At 70.6% G+C, this 18,386-nt stretch carries 14 protein-coding genes and 2 pseudogenes; 13 read left to right on the forward strand and 3 right to left on the reverse strand.

Translation table 11 applies throughout. The features are described from left to right. The first annotated feature begins 7 nt into the window (after window positions 1-7). The 5 genes from yoaA to lepB all read left to right on the forward strand — a co-directional run bounded on the left by yoaA (window position 8) and on the right by lepB (window position 5,199). Window positions 8-1,984 (forward strand): DNA repair helicase YoaA, encoded by a 1,977-nt coding sequence (gene yoaA / locus ACOZ90_RS10295; protein ID WP_422893565.1) that lies wholly within the window; start codon window positions 8-10, stop codon window positions 1,982-1,984. A gap of 66 nt (window positions 1,985-2,050) precedes the next feature. Continuing rightward, window positions 2,051-3,148 (forward strand): alpha/beta hydrolase, encoded by a 1,098-nt coding sequence (locus tag ACOZ90_RS10300; RefSeq protein ID WP_422893566.1) that lies wholly within the window; start codon window positions 2,051-2,053, stop codon window positions 3,146-3,148. Between the two features lie 98 nt (window positions 3,149-3,246). Then, the gene (locus ACOZ90_RS10305) at window positions 3,247-3,759 is read left to right on the forward strand and encodes a hypothetical protein (RefSeq protein ID WP_422893567.1); all 513 of its coding nucleotides are present in this window, start codon (window positions 3,247-3,249) and stop codon (window positions 3,757-3,759) included. An 85-nt stretch (window positions 3,760-3,844) separates the two neighbouring features. Further along, window positions 3,845-4,543 (forward strand): tRNA (adenosine(37)-N6)-threonylcarbamoyltransferase complex dimerization subunit type 1 TsaB, encoded by a 699-nt coding sequence (gene tsaB, locus ACOZ90_RS10310; protein WP_422893568.1) that lies wholly within the window; start codon window positions 3,845-3,847, stop codon window positions 4,541-4,543. Window positions 4,544-4,569: 26 nt separating this feature from the next. Further along, window positions 4,570-5,199: a signal peptidase I gene (gene lepB, locus ACOZ90_RS10315; RefSeq protein WP_422893569.1), complete on the forward strand. Its 630-nt coding sequence runs from the start codon at window positions 4,570-4,572 to the stop codon at window positions 5,197-5,199. Between the two features lie 7 nt (window positions 5,200-5,206). On the opposite strand, the gene ACOZ90_RS10320 is transcribed toward lepB, so the two are convergent. Both ACOZ90_RS10320 and gshB read right to left on the reverse strand, forming a co-directional pair. After that, window positions 5,207-6,085, reverse strand: coding sequence for an energy transducer TonB (locus ACOZ90_RS10320; protein WP_422893570.1), 879 nt, complete (start codon window positions 6,083-6,085; stop codon window positions 5,207-5,209). A 13-nt stretch (window positions 6,086-6,098) separates the two neighbouring features. Further along, window positions 6,099-7,043 (reverse strand): glutathione synthase, encoded by a 945-nt coding sequence (gene gshB, locus ACOZ90_RS10325; RefSeq protein ID WP_422893571.1) that lies wholly within the window; start codon window positions 7,041-7,043, stop codon window positions 6,099-6,101. A 193-nt stretch (window positions 7,044-7,236) separates the two neighbouring features. Here gshB and pilG point away from each other — a divergent pair, with 193 nt between their 5' ends. The 5 genes and pseudogenes from pilG to ACOZ90_RS10350 all read left to right on the forward strand — a co-directional run. Beyond that, the gene (gene pilG / locus ACOZ90_RS10330) at window positions 7,237-7,638 is read left to right on the forward strand and encodes a twitching motility response regulator PilG (RefSeq protein WP_422893572.1); all 402 of its coding nucleotides are present in this window, start codon (window positions 7,237-7,239) and stop codon (window positions 7,636-7,638) included. A gap of 19 nt (window positions 7,639-7,657) precedes the next feature. Continuing rightward, window positions 7,658-8,029 (forward strand): response regulator, encoded by a 372-nt coding sequence (locus ACOZ90_RS10335; RefSeq protein WP_422893573.1) that lies wholly within the window; start codon window positions 7,658-7,660, stop codon window positions 8,027-8,029. Continuing rightward, window positions 8,026-8,583, forward strand: a complete 558-nt coding sequence (locus ACOZ90_RS10340) for a chemotaxis protein CheW (protein WP_422893574.1) — start codon at window positions 8,026-8,028, stop codon at window positions 8,581-8,583. Before ACOZ90_RS10335 ends, ACOZ90_RS10340 begins: the two co-directional genes overlap by 4 nt. A gap of 30 nt (window positions 8,584-8,613) precedes the next feature. Then, a complete protein-coding gene (locus ACOZ90_RS10345) occupies window positions 8,614-10,635 on the forward strand; it encodes a methyl-accepting chemotaxis protein (RefSeq protein ID WP_422893575.1) in 2,022 nt (673 codons plus the stop codon). Window positions 10,636-10,720: 85 nt separating this feature from the next. Then, window positions 10,721-12,907, forward strand: a pseudogene (locus ACOZ90_RS10350) (Hpt domain-containing protein); the annotation flags it as partial. Between the two features lie 454 nt (window positions 12,908-13,361). Here the strand turns inward: ACOZ90_RS10350 and ACOZ90_RS10355 are convergent. After that, complete coding sequence (locus ACOZ90_RS10355) at window positions 13,362-14,177, reverse strand: pentapeptide repeat-containing protein (protein ID WP_422893672.1); 816 nt, start codon at window positions 14,175-14,177, stop codon at window positions 13,362-13,364. A 146-nt stretch (window positions 14,178-14,323) separates the two neighbouring features. Between ACOZ90_RS10355 and ACOZ90_RS10360 the strand changes: the two are divergent. The 3 genes and pseudogenes from ACOZ90_RS10360 to ACOZ90_RS10370 all read left to right on the forward strand — a co-directional run. After that, window positions 14,324-16,600: pseudogene (locus ACOZ90_RS10360) on the forward strand (response regulator); the annotation flags it as partial. Then, entirely contained in the window at window positions 16,593-17,909 is a 1,317-nt protein-coding gene (locus tag ACOZ90_RS10365) for a chemotaxis protein CheB (RefSeq protein WP_422893576.1), read from the forward strand. The pseudogene ACOZ90_RS10360 and the gene ACOZ90_RS10365, both read left to right, overlap by 8 nt. Beyond that, window positions 17,906-18,379 carry a chemotaxis protein CheW gene (locus ACOZ90_RS10370; RefSeq protein WP_422893577.1) on the forward strand — a complete coding sequence of 158 codons (474 nt, stop codon included), beginning with the start codon at window positions 17,906-17,908 and terminating at the stop codon, window positions 18,377-18,379. Before ACOZ90_RS10365 ends, ACOZ90_RS10370 begins: the two co-directional genes overlap by 4 nt. Window positions 18,380-18,386 lie beyond the last annotated feature (7 nt).

The raw sequence follows: 18,386 nt of genomic DNA on the forward strand, positions 1-18,386 counted from the left end.
CGGCGCGGTGGGCATTCAGGGGATCCAGGCCGAGGCTCCGCCGCTGGAGCAGGCGGTGCATGAGGCCCTTGGCGACGAGGGGCCGCTGGCCGCCGCGCTGCCGGGCTTCGTGCCCAGGCCGGCGCAGCAGGAGCTCTCCACGGCGATCGCGCAGGCACTGGAAGACCGCGGCTGCCTGCTGGCCGAGGCGGGCACCGGCACCGGCAAGACCTTCGCCTACCTGGTGCCGGCGCTGCTGTCGGGGCTGAAGACCATCGTCTCCACCGGCACCAGGGCGCTGCAGGATCAGCTGTTCCATCGCGACCTGCCGGCGGTGCGCGATGCGCTGGGCGTGAACCCGCGCATCGCCCTGCTCAAGGGCCGGGCCAACTACCTGTGCCGGCACCGGCTGGAGCGGGCCAAGGGCGAGCCGCGCTTCAGCAGCCGCGACCAGGTGGCGCTGTTCCAGCGCGTGGTGACCTGGGCCGGGCGCACCCGGATGGGCGACCTGGCCGAGCTGGAGGCGCTGCCGGAAGGCTCGCCGCTGATCCCGATGGTGACCTCCACCGTCGACAACTGCCTGGGCAGCGAGTGCCCGTTCTGGAGCGAATGCTTCGTCGTCCAGGCCCGCCAGCGCGCCCAGTCGGCCGACATGGTGGTGGTCAACCACCACCTGCTGCTGGCAGATCTGGCGCTCAAGCAGGAGGGCTTCGGCGAGATCCTGCCCGGGGCGCAGGCGTTCGTGGTCGACGAGGCGCACCAGCTGCCGGAGCTGGCCGCGCAGTTCTTCGGCGAGGCCCTGAGCGCGCGGCCGCTGGTGGAGCTGGCGCGCGATGCAATCACGGAGAGCGGCGATGTCGACGGCGCGCTGTCGGTGCTGCAGGCGCCGGCGCAGGCGCTGGAGCAGTCGGTGCGCGCGCTGCGCGCGCAGATGGAGCCGCTGCCCCTGCGCGGCACCCTGGTGCGGCTGCAGGACGAAACCGCGGTGCAGGAGGCGCTGGACGGGGTGGCCACATGCCTGCAGGAACTGGCCTGGGCGCTGGAGCCGCTGCGCGAGGGTTCCCCGGCGCTTGATGCCTGCCACGCCCGCGCGGTGGACTTCGGCAGCCGGCTGCAGCGCTGGCGCGGTGGAGAGGGCGAAACCGACGACGACGTGCGCTGGTACGAGCTGTCGGCGCGCGGTTTCCGCCTGCAGCGCACGCCGCTGGACGTGGCCGGGCCGCTGCGCGCGCACCGGGAGGCGTCGATGGCGGCGTGGGTGTTCACCTCGGCCACGCTGGCGGTGGACGGACGCTTCGACCATATCGCCTCGCGGCTGGGTCTTGAGGAGCCGCGCACGCTGATGGCGCCCGGCCCGTTCGACTGGCCGGGCCAGGCGCTGTGCTACCTGCCGCCCGGCCTGCCGGCCCCGGCCGCGCGCGACTACAGCGCGGCGGTGCTGGACGCGGTGCTGCCTGTGCTGCACGCCTCCGGCGGCCGCGCCTTCCTGCTGTTCGCCTCCCACCGCGCGCTGCGCGAGACCGCGGGCCTGCTGCGCGACGGGCCGTGGCCGCTGTTCGTGCAGGGCGAAGCGCCGCGGCACGTGCTGCTGCAGCGCTTCCGCGAGTCCGGCAACGGGGTGCTGCTGGGGTCGGCCAGCTTCCGCGAGGGCGTGGACGTGCCCGGCGATGCGCTGAGCGTGGTGGTGATCGACAAGCTGCCGTTCGCGGCGCCGGACGATCCGGTGTTCGAGGCGCGGCTGGATGCGATCCGGCGGGCCGGCGGCAATCCGTTCTTTGACGAGCAGCTGCCGCAGGCGGTGATCGCGCTCAAGCAGGGCGTGGGCCGGCTGATCCGCAGCGAACGCGACCGCGGGGTGCTGGTGCTGTGCGATCCGCGGCTGACCACGAAGGGCTACGGGCGGGTGTTCCTGGACTCCATGCCGCCGTTCGCGGTGACCCGCGAGGTGGGGCATGTGCAGGCGTTTTTCGGCGGCGCTGGCGGCTCCGACAAGGGTTTGCCCTAGTTCCGGCGGGACCGGTTTCGTGCCATTTTCACCGGCAACGTCAACGAGACGGTTGGAGTGTCGGCCATGAGCCCGCCCGTTGGTTCCACCCAGACCACCTATCCCGGCCTGCCGGATCCCAACGCCTGTCCGGCCCTGCCGCCGCCCGGCGACCGCTGCATCGGCACCCGCGAGCAGCCGGTCATGTGCCCCGTCGGGGGCATGTCCCCGGAGCAGGATGCGGCGCTCAACGCGGAGTGGTGGGGCGGCCTGTCGCCTCAGGAGCAGTCGAACTACCTGTCCACCTACGGCGCAGAGATCGGCGCGATGGACGGCGTGCCCTCCGAGATCAGGCACGAAGCGAACATGGAGGTTCTGCGCCAGCAGGCCGCCGGCGGCGATCAGGCCGCACAGGATCTGCTGACCCGGATCGAGGATTCCCGCGGCCAGGTGGATCCTTCCGGGCACCTGTTCCTGCTCGGCTACACGCCGCAGGAGGGCGGTACCGATGCGATGGCCATCGTCGCGGTCAGCAACCCGGATACCGCCGACAACGTGGCGATCTTCGTTCCCGGCACCACTTCCACGGTCGCCAGCATCGGCGGCAACATCGACCGCATGGGCGACCTGAAGGCGCAGGCCGAGCTCATCGACGACGAGGCCACCACCTCCACCATCGTCTGGCTCGGCTATGACGCCCCCAACAACCTGGCTGCCGCCACCGGTGCCGGCCCGGCACGTGACGGCGCACCCGCGCTGCGCGAGTTCACCCATGGGCTGCGTGCATCGCACCAGGGCGACGAGGGCGCGAACCTGACCGTGATCGGCCACTCCTACGGTTCGACCGTGGTTGGCCATGCCGATCGTGACGGTACCGGCGGCCTCGGGGTGGACAACATCATCGTGGCCGGCAGCCCCGGCATGGGCGTGGGCAGCGCCGATGAGCTGAGCATCGACAACGGCAGCCTCTGGACGACGATGGCCGATGATGATGAGATCCGGTTCGTCCCCGGCTTCATCCACGGCACCAATCCGGTGAATGACGGCTTCGGCGGAACCCGGATCGCCAATGGCGGTGCTTCCGGCCATTCGGGCTACTGGACATCCGGCAGCGAGTCGCTGCGCAACCAGGGCTACATCGTGACCGGCAACGAACAGATGGTGACCACCCGGGAGTTCCGCTGAACCGGTCACGGCGTCCGGTGAGGGCCGCGGCTGCCGCGCTGCTGTTGATGGGCGCCGTTGCTTGTCAGGGTTCGGTGGATGGAGTAGAGGTAGGCGCCATGGAGACCAAGAACAGTTTGCAGGCGGCGCGCGAGATCGCGCCGCAGGTCGAGGCGTTTTTCTCCGGCCTTCCGCTCACCCGCGAGAAGTTCACGGTGCGGGTGAACCGCTGTGAGATTCCCGAGGGCGGCGAGGCCCGGGATCGCGACGACGTCTACTACATCTGGGTCGGGGTGCGCGGTGCGGCCCGCAACGAGGACGCCGGGCAGATCATCGAAGACGTACACGCGCGCTGGCAGGAGGCGGGCTGGGAGATCACCCGTTTCCGTCGGCTCGACAACGGCGGGGTGAACCTGGCGGCGGTCGAGCCGGGCACCGGCAACGTGTATGCGCTGGATTCGGGCCTGAACAAGGGGCCGAACACCTACGTGGTGGGCATGTTCAACACGCCGTGCCTGCACAACCCCGAGGGCCGGGTGAACTTCGGCGAGATCCTCAACGGGCTGGAAGCGGCTCCCGCGTTCCCACCGGCGATGGTGGGCAACGGGTCGACCGGCGAAGCGGAGGGCTGACCGGCCCGCAGCGCATGGGGGCAGTGCAGTCCGCTGCGCGCGTCCGTATCCTGTGCCGTCTGCCGCTTGCTGCCGTACGTCGCGCATGAACCTGCTTGCATTGGAAACCTCCACCGAGGCCTGTTCGGTCGCGGTCTGGCGCGACGGCGAGGTGCTGGAGCGCTTCGAGATCGCGCCGCGCCGCCACGCCGAGCTGGCCCTGCCCTGGGCCCAGGCGCTGTTGGCCGAGGCGGGCCTGGCGCGAACGCAGCTGGATGCCATCGCGATCGGCCGCGGGCCGGGTGCCTTCACCGGGGTTCGGCTGGGGATCGCGCTGGCCCAGGGCATCGCGCTGGGGCTGGATCTGCCGATGCTGCCTGTGTCCACCCTGGCCGCGCTGGCCATGCGCGCACCGCAGCCGGGGCCGGTGCTGGCGGCGATCGACGCGCGCATGGGCGAGGTCTACGCCGGCGCGTTCATGCGGTCGGGCGATGATGTCCGCGCGCTCGGCGCGGAAACGGTGTGCGCGCCGGAGGCGGTCGAACTGCCGGCCGCCGAAGGTGCCTGGCAGGGCATGGGCACCGGCTTCGCCGCGGCGGACGCGGCGCTGCGGGCCCGCCTGGTCGCGCAGGTGCCGGCGGTGGACGCCGCCGCGCTGCCGCGCGCGGCCGACGTGGCCCGGCTGGCTGCCAGGGCCTGGGAGCGCGGTGAACTCGTGGCGCCCGAGCGGGTCGAACCGGCGTATCTTCGCGACAATGTCGCCCTGACCCTGGAACAGCAGCAGGCCCTGCGCAGCGCCCGTTGAGGCGTCCGGGCCCTTTGGAGCCCACGATGCAGCAGACCCCGACCGCAAACCCCCGCAGCCGCAGGGCCCTGGCATGGATGCGCGCCGAGATCCTGCCCCTGGCGGTGCTCGTGCTGCTGATGCTGGTGGCGCGCTCCTCGTTCGCCAACCACTACCACGTGCCTTCCGGCTCGATGCAGCCCAACCTGCAGCCGGGCGACCGGGTGGCGGTGGACATGCGCGCGTACGGCTGGCGGCTTCCCTTCAGCAGCCGTGACCTGATCGATGTGCGCGATCCCGCGCCCGGCGAAGTGGTGGTGTTTTCCTCGCCCGAGGACGGCACCCGCCTGATCAAGCGGCTGGTCGCGGTGGGCGGAGACACCGTGGAGGTGGTCGATGGCCGGCTGCGCATCAACGGCCAGGCGCTTGCCTCGGGCCCGCTGCGCGCGGTGGAGATCTTCCCCGGCCGCAGCGTGCCGCTGGATCTGCGCCGCGGCGGCGGCCCGGACGTGCCCCGGTTTGAAGTGCCTGCCGGCATGGCGCTGGTGATGGGCGACCACCGCGGCGGCAGTCATGACGGCCGCCACTTCGGGCTGGTTCCGGTGGATGCGTTCTACGGCCGCGCGGTCGCGGTGTACTGGCGCCGCGGCGAAGGCCCGGTGTGGCGGCCGCTGTAGCGCCCGGTCAGCCGTCGACCAGGGTGCCGGCGGGCAGGAACTGCCAGGTGCGGGTGACGTGGAGGATGTCGATGTCCTCCTCGGTGCGCGGCAGGGGCGGGTAGGGCTCCGCCAGCCTGGCGATGCGCAGCGCGGCGTCGTCGAGCAGGCGGGTGCCGCTGGAGCGGATCACCTGCGCGTTCTCCACCGAGCCGTCGCGGCGGATCGCCACGCTGATGACCAGTTCGCCGGCCAGCTGGCGCCGGCGCGCCTCGTCCGGATAGTTGAGGTTGCCGATCCGCTCCACCCGATCCACCCACTGCCGCAGGTAGGCCGCGTAGGCGTATTCCTGGGTGCTGGCGGAAACGAACTTGCGCTTGGGACGCTTGGCGTACAGCTCCGAGCGCAGGTGGATCTCGGCCGCCAGGCGCGCCATTTCCATGTCGCGCTCGACCCGGTCGGGGCCCTGGGGAAGCAGGTTCGGCTCGCTCTGCGGCGTCGGATCCGGCGTGGCCACGGCCTGTTCGCCGCGATGGCTGCTGACGACGCGGGCCTGCGGCGGCGGCTGCGCGTCGGGCGACTGCGCGCGCATCGCCTCCGGGGCGATGCCGGGCTCGTCGCGCGGTGCCAGCCCGAGCTGGGATTCGCGCGGACGCCGGCTCTGCTCGTGCTCGCCGCCGCCCTGGTTGCTGGCCTGGGCCAGGAAGTCCGCCTGGCTCACCGTCAGCGGGCTGGTGGTCTCGGTCAGGATCACGTCCAGCGTCGGCGTCACCGGCGCGGCGTCGTCCAGGGTGAAGCCGAGCCCGAGCACCAGCATGCCGTGCAGCAGCAGCGACAGCACCATGGTGGCGCCCAGCCGCTGCTGGTCGCCGACCTGCGGCCCGGACGGCGCGATCGCAAGGCTCATCGGGAGTGTGGCGTCAGCATCCGGCCTCGATCGCGGCGAACAGGTCGCCGGCGATGTCCAGGCCGTACTGCGCGTCCAGTTCGCGGATGCAGGTGGGGCTGGTGACGTTGACCTCGGTCAGCCAGTCGCCGATCACGTCCAGTCCGACGAACACCATGCCGCGGCGCTTCATCTCCGGGCCCACCTGGGCGGCGATCCAGCGGTCGCGTTCGCTCAGCGGCCGGCCCTCGCCGCGGCCGCCCACGGCGAGGTTGCCGCGGAAGTCGTCGCCCTGCGGGATCCGCGCCAGGCAGTAGGGCACCGGCTCGCCGTCGATGAGCAGGATGCGCTTGTCGCCCTCGACGATCTCGGGCAGGTAGCGCTGGGCCATCGCCGTGCGCCGGCCGTTGTCGGTGAGCGTTTCCAGGATCACCGCCAGGTTGGGATCGCCGGGCCGGGTGCGGAAAATCGAGCGCCCGCCCATTCCGTCCAGCGGCTTGAGCACCGCTTCGCCCTGTTCAGCCACGAATTCTTTCAGCTCCGCCGCGCTGCGTGAAACCAGGGTCGGCGGGCAGCATTGGGGGAACTCCAGCGCGGCCAGTTTTTCGTTCAGATCGCGCAGCCCGCGCGGGTCGTTCACCACCCGCGCGCCGGCCGCCTGGGCCAGTCCCAGGATCTGGGTGTCGTACACGTATTCCGGGTCGACGGGCGGGTCGCGGCGCATCAGGATGACGTCGCCCGGGCCGAACGCGCGGCGTGACTCCGATCCCAGTTCATGCCAGTTGTCCGGATCGTCGCGCACGGAAAGCGACGCCATGCGTCCATGGGCGACGCCGTCGGTCACCGACAGCCCGCCGGGCATGACGTAATGCAGGCGGTGTCCGCGCCTCTGGGCGGCCAGCAACATGGCGAAGGTCGAGTCCTTCGCAACGTTGATCGAACCGATCGGATCCATCACGACGACGACATCAAGCACCATGGCGGCAGCGTCAACCTGGGGGCGGCGGGAGTGACCGGATCTTAGCAGCAGGTGCCTGCGTAAAAGGCGTGCGCTGCGTCCACGGATGCGGAAAAACCGGCATCACGTGCTTGACAGCCCGGCCATCGATCGGGATATATGTCGCGTTCGCAGCGACGCTGGTAATCGCGCCGTCGCGCCAGGGGAAAATTTGATGACTGCACAAGACAAACCCGTCGGCAGCCTTGAAGGCCTGCGGGTCATGGTGATCGACGACTCGAAGACGATCCGCCGTACCGCCGAGACGCTGCTCCGAAGGGAAGGGGCCGAGGTCACCACGGCGGTCGATGGCTTCGAGGCGCTGGCGAAGATCGCGGATCAGCAGCCGCAGATCATTTTCGTCGACATCATGATGCCGCGCCTGGATGGCTACCAGACCTGTGCGCTGATCAAGAACAACCAGCTGTTCAAGTCCACGCCGGTGATCATGCTGTCCTCCAAGGACGGCCTGTTCGACAAGGCGCGCGGACGCATCGTCGGTTCCGAGCAGTACGTCACCAAGCCATTCACGCGCGAGGAACTCCTCGACGCCATCCGCAAGCACGTCAACGCCTGACCGGGGGGCAGGCACATCCATGGCACGAATCCTGTTGATCGAAGACTCGCCGACCGACACGGCGGTCCTGACCCAGCTGCTTGAACGCAACGGCCACCAGGTGCTGGCTTCGGAGAGCGCCGAGGACGGCATCGCGGTGTGCAGGCGCGAGCTCCCGGACCTGGTGATCATGGACGTGGTGCTGCCCGGGATGAACGGCTTCCAGGCCACCCGTGCGCTGTCGCGCGACCCGGATACCAGCCACATCCCGGTGGTGATCGTGAGCACCAAGGGCATGGAGACCGACCGCGCCTGGGGCATGCGCCAGGGCGCGCGCGGCTACCTGGTCAAGCCGCCGAGCGAGGCGGATCTGATCGGCAGCATCGACGGGCTGCTCGGCGCCGCCACGTGAGCACGGAGCGCACCAAGGCCGGCCCTGGCGACCCGTTCGGCATCCTGCTCGACTACGAGCGCCGCTCGCTGGCGCATGAGGTCGGGCTGCCGGAGCAGCTGGATGCGCCCGGGCTGTGGCGTGGCGTCGGCTACCGCATCGGCGCGCGCCGCCTGGCCTCGGGCTTCGACGAGGTGCTGGAAGTGCTGCCGATGCCGCAGGTCACGCAGGTTCCCGGCGCGCAGCCGTGGATGCTGGGGGTGGCCAACATCCGCGGCAACCTGCTGCCGATCGTGGATCTCAAGCAGTTCCTGGAAGGCGAGCGCACCGTGCTGCACGAAGGCCAGCGCGTGCTGATCGTGCGTCAGCCCGGCGGCGACGTGGCGGTGACCATCGACGAGATGTACGGCCAGCGCAGCTTCCAGCAGGAGCAACAGCAGGAACCCGAAGGACTCGCCGAGGGGCGCTACGTGCACTTCATCGAGCGCGCCTACCGGGTGGACGACCACGCGTGGGGGATCTTCAGCCTTGACCGGCTGTCGCGCACGCCGGAATTCAGACAGGCCGCGGCATAGGCCGCATCGCATAGCAACTGGGACACGATCATGAGCACAGTAGTGGATACCGTCGCCGGCAAGGGCCGCAACCTGGGCACCAACTTCTGGCTGACCGTGCTGGCTGTCGCGCTGTTGATCTTCGGCGCCAACACCGGCTACGCGATCTGGAAGGCGGCGCAGCTGGGTGGTGCCAGTTCGGCGGCATCCAACCTGCAGGTGAACTCGCAGCGGCTGGCGATCCAGGGCCGTGAGGCGGTGGCCGGTGACAGCGCCGCCTACCAGGCGTTCCGCGACACCAAGGCGCAGATCGACGGCGACATCGCCGGCCTGCAGTCCGGCTTCGGCGATACCGCCGGCGTGTCCGGCCCGATCCAGACGGTCGCCGCGACCTGGGAGCCGATCGGGCAGAACGCGCAGCAGGTGATCGACAGCCAGGACACGGTGCTGGGCCTGGCGGGCAGCGCCGAACGCTTCATCCAGGGCGTGCCGGGCCTGCAGGCGCAGCTGGACGAACTGGTGCGCGCGATGTCCAACACCGGCTCGCCCGCGTCGCAGGTCTACATGGCGCTGCGCGAGGTGGTGCTGACCGGTGACATGGTGCGCTTCGTGACCGAGATCCAGGCCGGTGGCGACGGCGCCGTCGGCGCCGCCGACACGCTGCAGCGGCGGGTGAGCCTGTTCGAGCAGGTGCGCGTGGGCCTGCGCGCGGGCGACGAAAACCTCAACGTGCAGCCGCTGACCAACTCCAGCGCGCTGGCCGCGCTCGACCAGGTGGACACGCTCTGGGGCGAGATCCGTCCGGCGCTGGATTCGGTTCTCGAGGCGGCGCCGAGCCTGTCCGGCGCGCAGGCCGCCGCCGCGGCGATCACCGGCGGTTCCGACCGCCTGCTGGCCGACAGCGAAAGCCTGTTCCAGGCCTTCACCGCGTTCGGCTCGATGGCCGACACCAGCATCCTGGGCAACATCTGGATCAGCATCCTGTTCGGCGCCCTGGCACTGGCCGCCATCGTCGGCCTGGTGTTCAGCCTCAACCGCGCCCAGCGCGAGCGTTACGAAACCACCATGGAGCTCAACAACCGCAACCAGGAGGCGATCATGCGCCTGCTGGATGAAATGGGCTCGCTGGCAGAAGGCGACCTGACGGTGAAGGCCACGGTCACCGAGGACATGACCGGCGCGATCGCGGACTCGATCAACTTCGCGGTCGAGCAGCTGCGCAACCTGGTGCAGACCATCAACGACACTTCGGTGCAGGTTTCCTCCAGCGCCCAGGAGACCCAGGCCACCGCCATGCACCTGGCCGAGGCCGCCGAGCACCAGGCGCGCGAGATCACTTCCGCCTCCAACCGCATCACCGAGATCGCGGCCAGCATCGACCAGGTCTCCAAGAACTCCGCCGAATCGGCCGACGTGGCCCAGCGCTCGGTGCAGATCGCGACCAAGGGCGCGGGCGTGGTGCGCGAGACGATCGCCGGCATGGACTCGATCCGCGACCAGATCCAGGAGACCTCCAAGCGCATCAAGCGCCTGGGCGAAAGCTCCCAGGAGATCGGCTCGATCGTTGAACTGATCAACGACATCTCCGAGCAGACCAACATCCTGGCGCTGAACGCGGCCATCCAGGCGGCGTCGGCCGGTGAAGCGGGCCGCGGCTTCGCGGTCGTGGCCGACGAAGTGCAGCGACTGGCCGAGCGCGCGTCCAACGCGACCAAGCGCATCGAGACCCTGGTCGAGACGATTCAGTCCGATACCAACGAAGCGGTCAGCTCGATGGAGCAGACCACCTCCGAGGTGGTGGCCGGTGCGCGCCTGGCCGAGGACGCAGGCACCGCGCTGGGCGAGATCGAAAGCGTGTCCACCAGCCTGGCCGACCTGATTCAGGGCATCTCCAGTGCCGCCCAGCAGCAGTCGGCGGCGGCGACCAACATCACCGAGACGATGGGCACCATCCAGTCGATCACCGCGCAGACCTCGCAGGGCGCCAACCAGACCGCCGAGTCCATCGGCAACCTGGCCCAGCTCGCCGCGGATCTGCGCCGCTCGGTCGCCGACTTCAAGCTGCCGGCCTGACCGCGGAGACCGGGAAGGACATGACCCGCAACTGCAGCCAATGCAGCGCAGCGCGCGCGCACCCGCAAGGGGGCGCACGATGACGATGGCGCTTCGCGACGCGATCGACTACACCGCGCTGGGCTGGGTCAAGCCGGAGCTCGACGAGACCCTGGCCCAGGCGCGGCTTGAGATCGAGGCCTTCGTCGAGGATCCGGCCGATACCAGCCGGATGCGCTTCTGCGCCGGCTACCTGCACCAGGTGCAGGGCACCCTGCGCATGGTCGAGCTGTATGCGCCGGCGATGGTGGCCGAGGAAATGGAGCGCCTGGCCCAGGCGCTGCAGAACAACGAGGGGTCCGATCGCGACGCCGCCTGCGCCACGCTGATGCGCGGCGCGGTGCTGCTGCCCGACTACCTGGAGCGGCTGCAGGGCGGGCACAAGGACATCCCGATCGTGCTCATGCCGCTGCTCAACGAGCTGCGCGCGGCGCGCGGTGCGGCCGGGCTGAGCGAAAGCGTGCTGTTCACCCCGGATCTGGAGCGGCCGGTTCCCGACGGCGTCGCCCAGGCCGATCCCGACGATGCAGCCGAAGCTGGCGCAGACCGGGCCGGGGATCTGGCGGAGTGGATGCGGGCGTGGCCCGAGGGCGGCGCGCCCGCGGATGCGGCCGGATTCGCGGCCGCCATCCAGTCCCGGCTTCCGCGTACCGGTGACGAAGCCGTGCGGCGGATGCTGTGGGTCGCCCAGCGGGTGATGCAGGCGGTCGCCGACGGCGCGATCGAGGCCGGTGCCGGCTTGCGCCAGGCGTTTTCCAGCGTGGTTCGCGAGGCCGGGCGCCACGCGGGCGGAGAGGACGCGTTCGCAGGCCCGGAGCTGGCGCTGGAGGCGACCCGCCAGGTGCTGTTCCACGTCGCCGGCAGCAACGGCGACCATCCCGCGCTGGGCGAGCTGCGCACGACCTTCGAGCTTGAGCAGGCCACGCCCAGCGAGGACGAAATCACCCATGCCCGCGGCAGCCTGAGCGGCCGCAATCGCGCGCTGCTGGACACCGTTGCGGCGGCGGTGAAGGAAGACCTGCTGCGGGTCAAGGATGCGCTCGACCTGCACCTGCGCACCGGCGCGGGCAGCCCGGCCGGGCTGGAGCCTCAGGTCGAAGTGCTCGACCAGGTGGCCGACACGCTCGGCATGCTCGGCCTTGGCGTGGCGCGTACGGTGGTGCTCGACCAGCGCAACGCGGTGGACGCGATCGTGCGCGGCGACCGCGCCGCCAGCGAGGACGCGCTGCTGGATATCGCCGGCTCGCTGCTGTACGTGGACGCATCGCTGGATGAACAGGTTGCCCGGCTGGGCGCGGGCGGCGCCGACGACGAACAGGATCCGCTGGCCGGCGAATCGCGCAAGGCCATCGAGGTCATTGCCCGCGAGGCGATCGCCAACTTCGCCGATGCGCGCCAGGCGTTCGTGGCGTTCGTGGAGACCAGCTGGGATCACGGCGAGCTGGTCGAGGTGCCGCGGCTGCTGAGCGAAGTCGCCGGTGCCCTGCGCATGCTGGATCTGCAGCAGCCCGCGGACTTCCTGACCGGGGTGTGCAGGTTCACCGAGACCGAGCTGCTCGGCCGCCGCCGGGTGCCCAATGGCCGCCAGCTCGACACCCTCGCCGACACCCTGGCCAGCCTCGAGTACTACCTGGAAGCGCTGCGCGAGCATCGCGGCAACCGCCAGGACATCCTCGACATCGCCCGCAACAGCCTGGAGGCCCTGGGCTACTGGCCGCTGCCGGAAGAGCCGGTACAGCTCGAAACGGATGACGTGGCGCCGGCTGAAATGGTGCCCGACGAAACGGACGCGGCGGCCACGGTTGCCGCGTTCCAGGATCGCAGCCAGCCGGCGGCCGACGCCCCGGGCGATTCCGACGCCGAAGCCGGCCAGGCGGAAGCGGCGGTTCCGGCCACGGCCGCGGCGCCGATCCAGGTCGGTGCCAGCGGCGGCTTCGAAGCCACCGGCGACGAAATCGACGACGAGATCCGCGAAGTCTTTCTGGAAGAGTTCGCCGAAGAAATCGACAACCTCGACACCCTGCTGCCGCCGTGGCGCGATGCGCCCGAGGATCTGGAGCGCCTGCGCCCGATCCGCCGCGTGTTCCACACCCTCAAGGGCAGCGGCCGCCTGGTCGGCGCCCGCACCCTGGGCGAGTTCAGCTGGAAGGTCGAGAGCCTGCTCAACCGCGTGCTCGACGGCAGCCGCCCGGCCACGCCGGCCGTGCTTGCCGTGGTCGACCACGCCTTCCACGCGCTGCCCAGCCTGCTGGCGGCGCTGAAGGGCGAGCACGGCATCCAGGTCGACCTTGCGACCCTGGAGGCCGATGCCGAGCGCATCGCGGCAGGCGACGAGGCCATGCCGCAGTCCCCGCTGCGCGCCGCGCCCGCCGGGGAATCCGTTCCGGCGCCGCAGCCCGATGAGCCGGTTGACCCGGCCGGGCCTGGCGCGGTTGAGGCCGAAGCCGAAGTCGAAGCAGTCCAGGCCGTTGAGCCCGGTGAAGCGGCGGCTCCGCTGCCGGAGATGGTTCCGGCCCAGGTCGATGAGCTCCTGCTGGAAATCCTCGACACCGAAGTCACCGGACACCTCGCCGTGGTCGACGGCTGGCTGGAATCGGCCGCTTCCGGATCCGCCAATGCCGACGAGGCCCTGCTGCGCGCGGTTCACACCATGAACGGCGCTTTCGCGATGGCGGAAGTGCCGGCCATCACCGCGGTGCTGGCCCCGGCCGAATCCTGGGTGCGCCGCCTGCTGGTCGCCGGCGACAGCGCCGGCGCTGAAGCCGTCGATGCGATGGGTGAGCTGGCGGCGCTGGTGCGCGCGTCCATCGAAGGCCTGAAGTCCAGCCAGCCCGGCGTCCCCGAGTGCGGCGCGCTGGCATCGCGCTGGGCCGCGCTGCGGGACGCACTGCCAGAAGCCGCCCGCGCGCCGCTCCACGAGATGCTGGCACCCGACGCGCCGGACAGCCCGGAAGTGGATGCCGAATGCCTGGAGGCCGAGCGTCTCGAAAGCGAACGCGCCGAAGCCGAGCGCATCGAGGCCGAACGACTTGAAGCCGAACGCGTCGAAGCCGAACGCGTCGAAGCCGAACGACTCGAAGCCGAGCGGATCGAGGCCGAGCGCGTCGAAGCAGAACGTATCGAAGCCGAACGTATCGAGGCCGAACGCATCGAGGCCGAACGCATCGAGGCCGAACGCATCGAGGCCGAGCGCGTCGAAGCAGAACGTATCGAAGCAGAACGTATCGAAGCCGAACGTATCGAGGCCGAACGCATCGAGGCCGAACGCATCGAGGCCGAGCGCGCCGAAGCCGAACGCGCCGAAGCCGAACGCGCCGAAGCCGAACGCCTCGAAGCCGAACGCCTCGAAGCCGAACGTATCGAAGCCGAACGTATCGAAGCCGAGCGCCTCGAGGCCGAACGCATCGAGGCAGAGCGTATCGAGGCAGAGCGCGTCGAAGCCGAACGCGTCGAAGCCGAGCGTATCGAAGCCGAACGTATCGAGGCCGAACGCATCGAGGCACAGCGTATCGAGGCAGAGCGTATCGAGGCAGAGCGTATCGAGGCCGAACGCCTCGAAGCCGAGCGCCTCGAAGCCGAAGCCTCCGCCGAGACCGGTGACCCGAACGAGCCCCTCGATCTGGAGGGCCTGGACGCCGAGCTGATCGAGATATTCGTCGAGGAGGCCAGCGACCTGCTCGACCACTCCGACGACCTGCTCGCGAAGCTGGGCGACGAGCCCGGCGACCGCGAAAGCGTGGTCGGGCTGCAGCGCGACCTGCACACCATCAAGGGCGGCGCGCGCATGGCCGGCCTGATGCCGATCGGCGAGCTGGGCCACGCGATGGAGTCGCTGCTCGAGTCAGTGGCCGAAAGCCGCAGTGAGCTCGACCGTGAAGGCGTGACCCTGCTCCAGCGCGGCTTCGACCGTCTGCACGTGATGGTCACCCGGGTCGGCAGGCAGCGTGCGATCTCGCCGTCGCTGGAATTGATCGGTGATTTCGAGAACCGCGTTTCCGGCGACACCGCGCCGGCCGGGCAGCCGGTGTACGCGCCCAAGGTGGTTCTGGATCCGCTGTCGCCGCCGGTCTTCGGCGATGCCGACGCCGGCGAAGACGACATCTCCGTGCGCGCGCCGCAGGAGCAGGTGCGCATCCGCGCCGACCTGCTCGACCGCCTGGTCAACTACGCCGGCGAGGTCGCCATCTACCGCGCCCGCCTGGAGCAGCAGCTGGGCGCGTTCCGCGGCGCGATGAGCGAGATGGAGCAGACCAACATGCGTCTGCGCGACCAGCTCCGGCGCCTGGACAGCGAGACCGAAGCGCAGATCATCGCCCGCTACCAGCGCGAGTCCGACACGCCGGACGCGACCTTCGATCCGCTCGAACTCGACCGCTTCTCCACCCTGCAGCAGCTCTCGCGCGCGCTGGCCGAATCGGCCGCCGACATGACCAGTCTGCAGGGCACGCTGGACGATCTGACCCGCCAGTACGAGACCCTGCTCACCCAGCAGTCGCGGGTCAGCTCGGAGCTGCAGGAAGGCCTGATGCGCACCCGCATGGTGCCCTTCGACGCCCTGCTGCCGCGCCTGCGCCGGGTGGTGCGCCAGGCGTCGACGGAAACCGGCAAGCAGGTGCAGCTGCGCCTGGACGGCGCCCAGGGCGAACTCGACCGCAACGTCCTGGAACGCATGACCGCGCCGCTGGAGCACATGCTGCGCAACGCCGTGGTTCATGGCCTGGAGGATCCCAAGGCGCGCCGCAAGGCGAAGAAAGCCGAGGAGGGCGAAGTCCGGATCACCATCCGCCGCGAGGGTTCGGAAGTGGTGCTGGCGGTGTCCGACGATGGCCGCGGCCTGGATCGTGGCGGCATCCGCCGCCGGGCCGAGGAGCGCGGGCTGGTCAAGCCGGACGCGGTGCTGTCGGACGGCGCGCTGGACGCGATGATCTTCGAGCCCGGCTTCACCACTACCGACGAGGTCAGCCGCCTGGCCGGCCGCGGCGTGGGCATGGACGTGGTCGCCAGCGAAGTGCGCCAGCTTGGCGGCACGCTGGAGATCAGCACGCGCAAGGGCCAGGGCACCACCTTCACCCTGCGCCTGCCGCAGACGCTGGCGGTGACCCAGGCGGTGTTCGTGCAGATCGGCGAGACCAGCTTCGCGGTGCCGATCGCATCGGTGCGCGGCGTCGGCCGCATCCAGCGCGAGGCGCTGGCCGATGCCGGCGGGGTCTACGAATACGGCGGCGAAGAGTACGCGCTGCACGACTTGGGCCGCCTGGTGGGCCAGGCGCCGGCGCGGGCCGAGGGCCACCTGCAGATGCCGCTTCTGCTGGTCGGCGCCGGTGACCTGCGCGCCGCGGTGGCGGTCGACCAGATCCTGGGCAACCGCGAGATCGTGGTGAAGCCGGTCGGGCCGCAGGTCGCTTCGCTGCCCGGCATCTTCGGCGCCACCATCATGGGCGACGGCAGCGTGCGGGTGATCCTGGACGTGGCTCCGCTGGCGCGCAGGCACGCCGCCATGCCGCAGGACGCCGCGCCGGTGGCGCAGGCCGAGGAGCGGCGCCAGGTGCCGCTGGTGATGGTGGTCGACGACTCGGTCACCATGCGCAAGGTCACCGGCCGCGTGCTCGAGCGCCACAACTTCGAAGTGGTGACCGCGCGCGACGGCATCGATGCGATCGAGCGCATGGACGAGCGGGTTCCCGATCTGATGCTGCTGGACATCGAGATGCCGCGCATGGACGGCTACGAGCTGGCCACGCACATGAAGGCCGAGGCGCGGCTGCGCGGGGTGCCGATCGTGATGATCACCTCGCGTACCGGCGAGAAGCATCGCCAGCGGGCGTTCGAGATCGGCGTTGAACGCTATCTCGGCAAGCCGTACCAGGAGACCGAGCTGGTCCACAACGTGTACGAGCTGCTCGGCCTGGAGAAGCCGAATGACTGAGCAGGGCGCACGGGTCGCGCTGCTCGCGCGCGAAGGCGAAGCGCGCGAGCGCCTGCAGCAGGCGCTTGGAGAAGCCGGTGCGCAGTTGGTCGCGACGGCCGACCCGGGAAGCGGCTCCATGGACGAGGTCGTCTCCGCCGCGCCGCAGGCGGTGCTGGTGGCGCTGGAGCAGGCGATCGAGGATGCGCTGGATGCCTGGGAGCCGCTGTTGTCGGATCCCGGCATCCTGGTGATCTTCGACGAGGCCGAGCTGGCCGCCAGGCGCTCGGGCTGGGACGCGGCGCGCTGGGTGCGCCACCTGCGGGCCAAGCTCAACCGCCATGACGACGTCCTTCCGCCGGGCACCGAACCGGAGGAGGACTGGCAGCTGGCACCCGGCCCGCTGCAGTCGCAGGTGCCGGAGGTGTCCGAGGAAGACTTCCAGTCGATCCGGCAGGAGGCGCGGGAGATCGTCGACGACGTTCCGGCCGACGAGGGCCTGGAAGGGTGGCTGGCGAGGATGTCGACCGATGATGCCGACGAACCCGCGTCCGCCGCACGGCCGGACGATGAAGTTCCGGCGGCTGAAACCGGCCCCGCACCGGCGGTGACCGGCGGTGATGCCCTCAGCCTGGTCGACGAACCCGGCCCGCTGGTCGCCGGCCCCTCGGCGGAGCCGGATGCTCCGGATCTGGACGCGCTGGAAGCGCGCATTTCCGGCCTCAGTCTCGCCGACGTGGACAGCTATGGGCACGGCCCCGAGCGCGGGGCCGTGGTGGTGGAGGCCGGCCTGGGCGGGCCCGACGCGGTGCGCCAGCTGCTGGCCGCGCTGCATGACGGGTTCCCGCGCCCGCTGCTGGTGCGCATGCGCCTGGACGGCGGCCGCTACGACCGCCTGGTCCGGCAGATGGACCGGGCCACGATCCTCACCGTGGCGCTTGCCGAGACGGGCGCCGGGATCGAGCCGGGACACGTTTACTTCCTGCCCCCCGGGATGGCGGTCGTCCGTGACAAGGGCCGGCTGCTGTTCGTCGAGGACGCGGCCGGGGGCCAAGGTTTGCCGGACGGGCTGCCTGCCGACGACAGCGCGATCCTGTTCCTGAGCGGCAGCGATCCGGAGCTGGTCGGCGAGGCCATGGCCCGCGCCGGGCAGGGCGCCCTGGTGCTTGGTCAGGCCCCGGAAGACAACTTCGACCCCGCTGCCACCCGCCGGCTGGCGGAGCTGGGCGGCAGCGCGGCCAGCCCGGCGCAGATTGCAGAACAGCTGATGGAGCGCTGGCCGCCGCCCGGGCGTGCGGCCGGTGCCGATCTCGAGGACCAGGAATCGTGAGCCAACCCGATCACAACGACACGCCCAACGACATCCGGGGCGTGCTGATCCAGATCGCGGGCGGCCGCTTGCTGTTGCCCAACGCCACCGTGTCCGAGGTGCTGTCATTCGCGCCGCCCGAGCCGCTGGAAGGCGCACCGGACTGGATCCTGGGCAGCATCCGCTGGCGCGGCTGGCAGCTGCCGCTGGTGGCCTGGGCGCGCCTGGCGGGTACCGCGCCGGAGGAAGCCGGCGACCTGGGCAGCAAGGTCGCGGTGCTCAAGGCCTTCGACGGCAATCCGCGCCGGCCCTACTTCGCGCTGCTGACCCAGGGCTTCCCGCGCCTGGTCACCGTGTCCCGCGGCGCGCTGGTGCCCGATGCCGACGAATCGCTTCCCGATGGCGCCCTTGCCAGCGTGATGCTCAACAAGGATCGCGCCCTGGTTCCCGACCTGGACGCGGTCGCCGCCCGGATCGACGCCGCGCTGTAGCGCGGCC

The organism is Luteimonas dalianensis, from assembly GCF_049339425.1.
GTDB classification, from domain to species: Bacteria; Pseudomonadota; Gammaproteobacteria; order Xanthomonadales; family Xanthomonadaceae; genus Luteimonas; species Luteimonas dalianensis.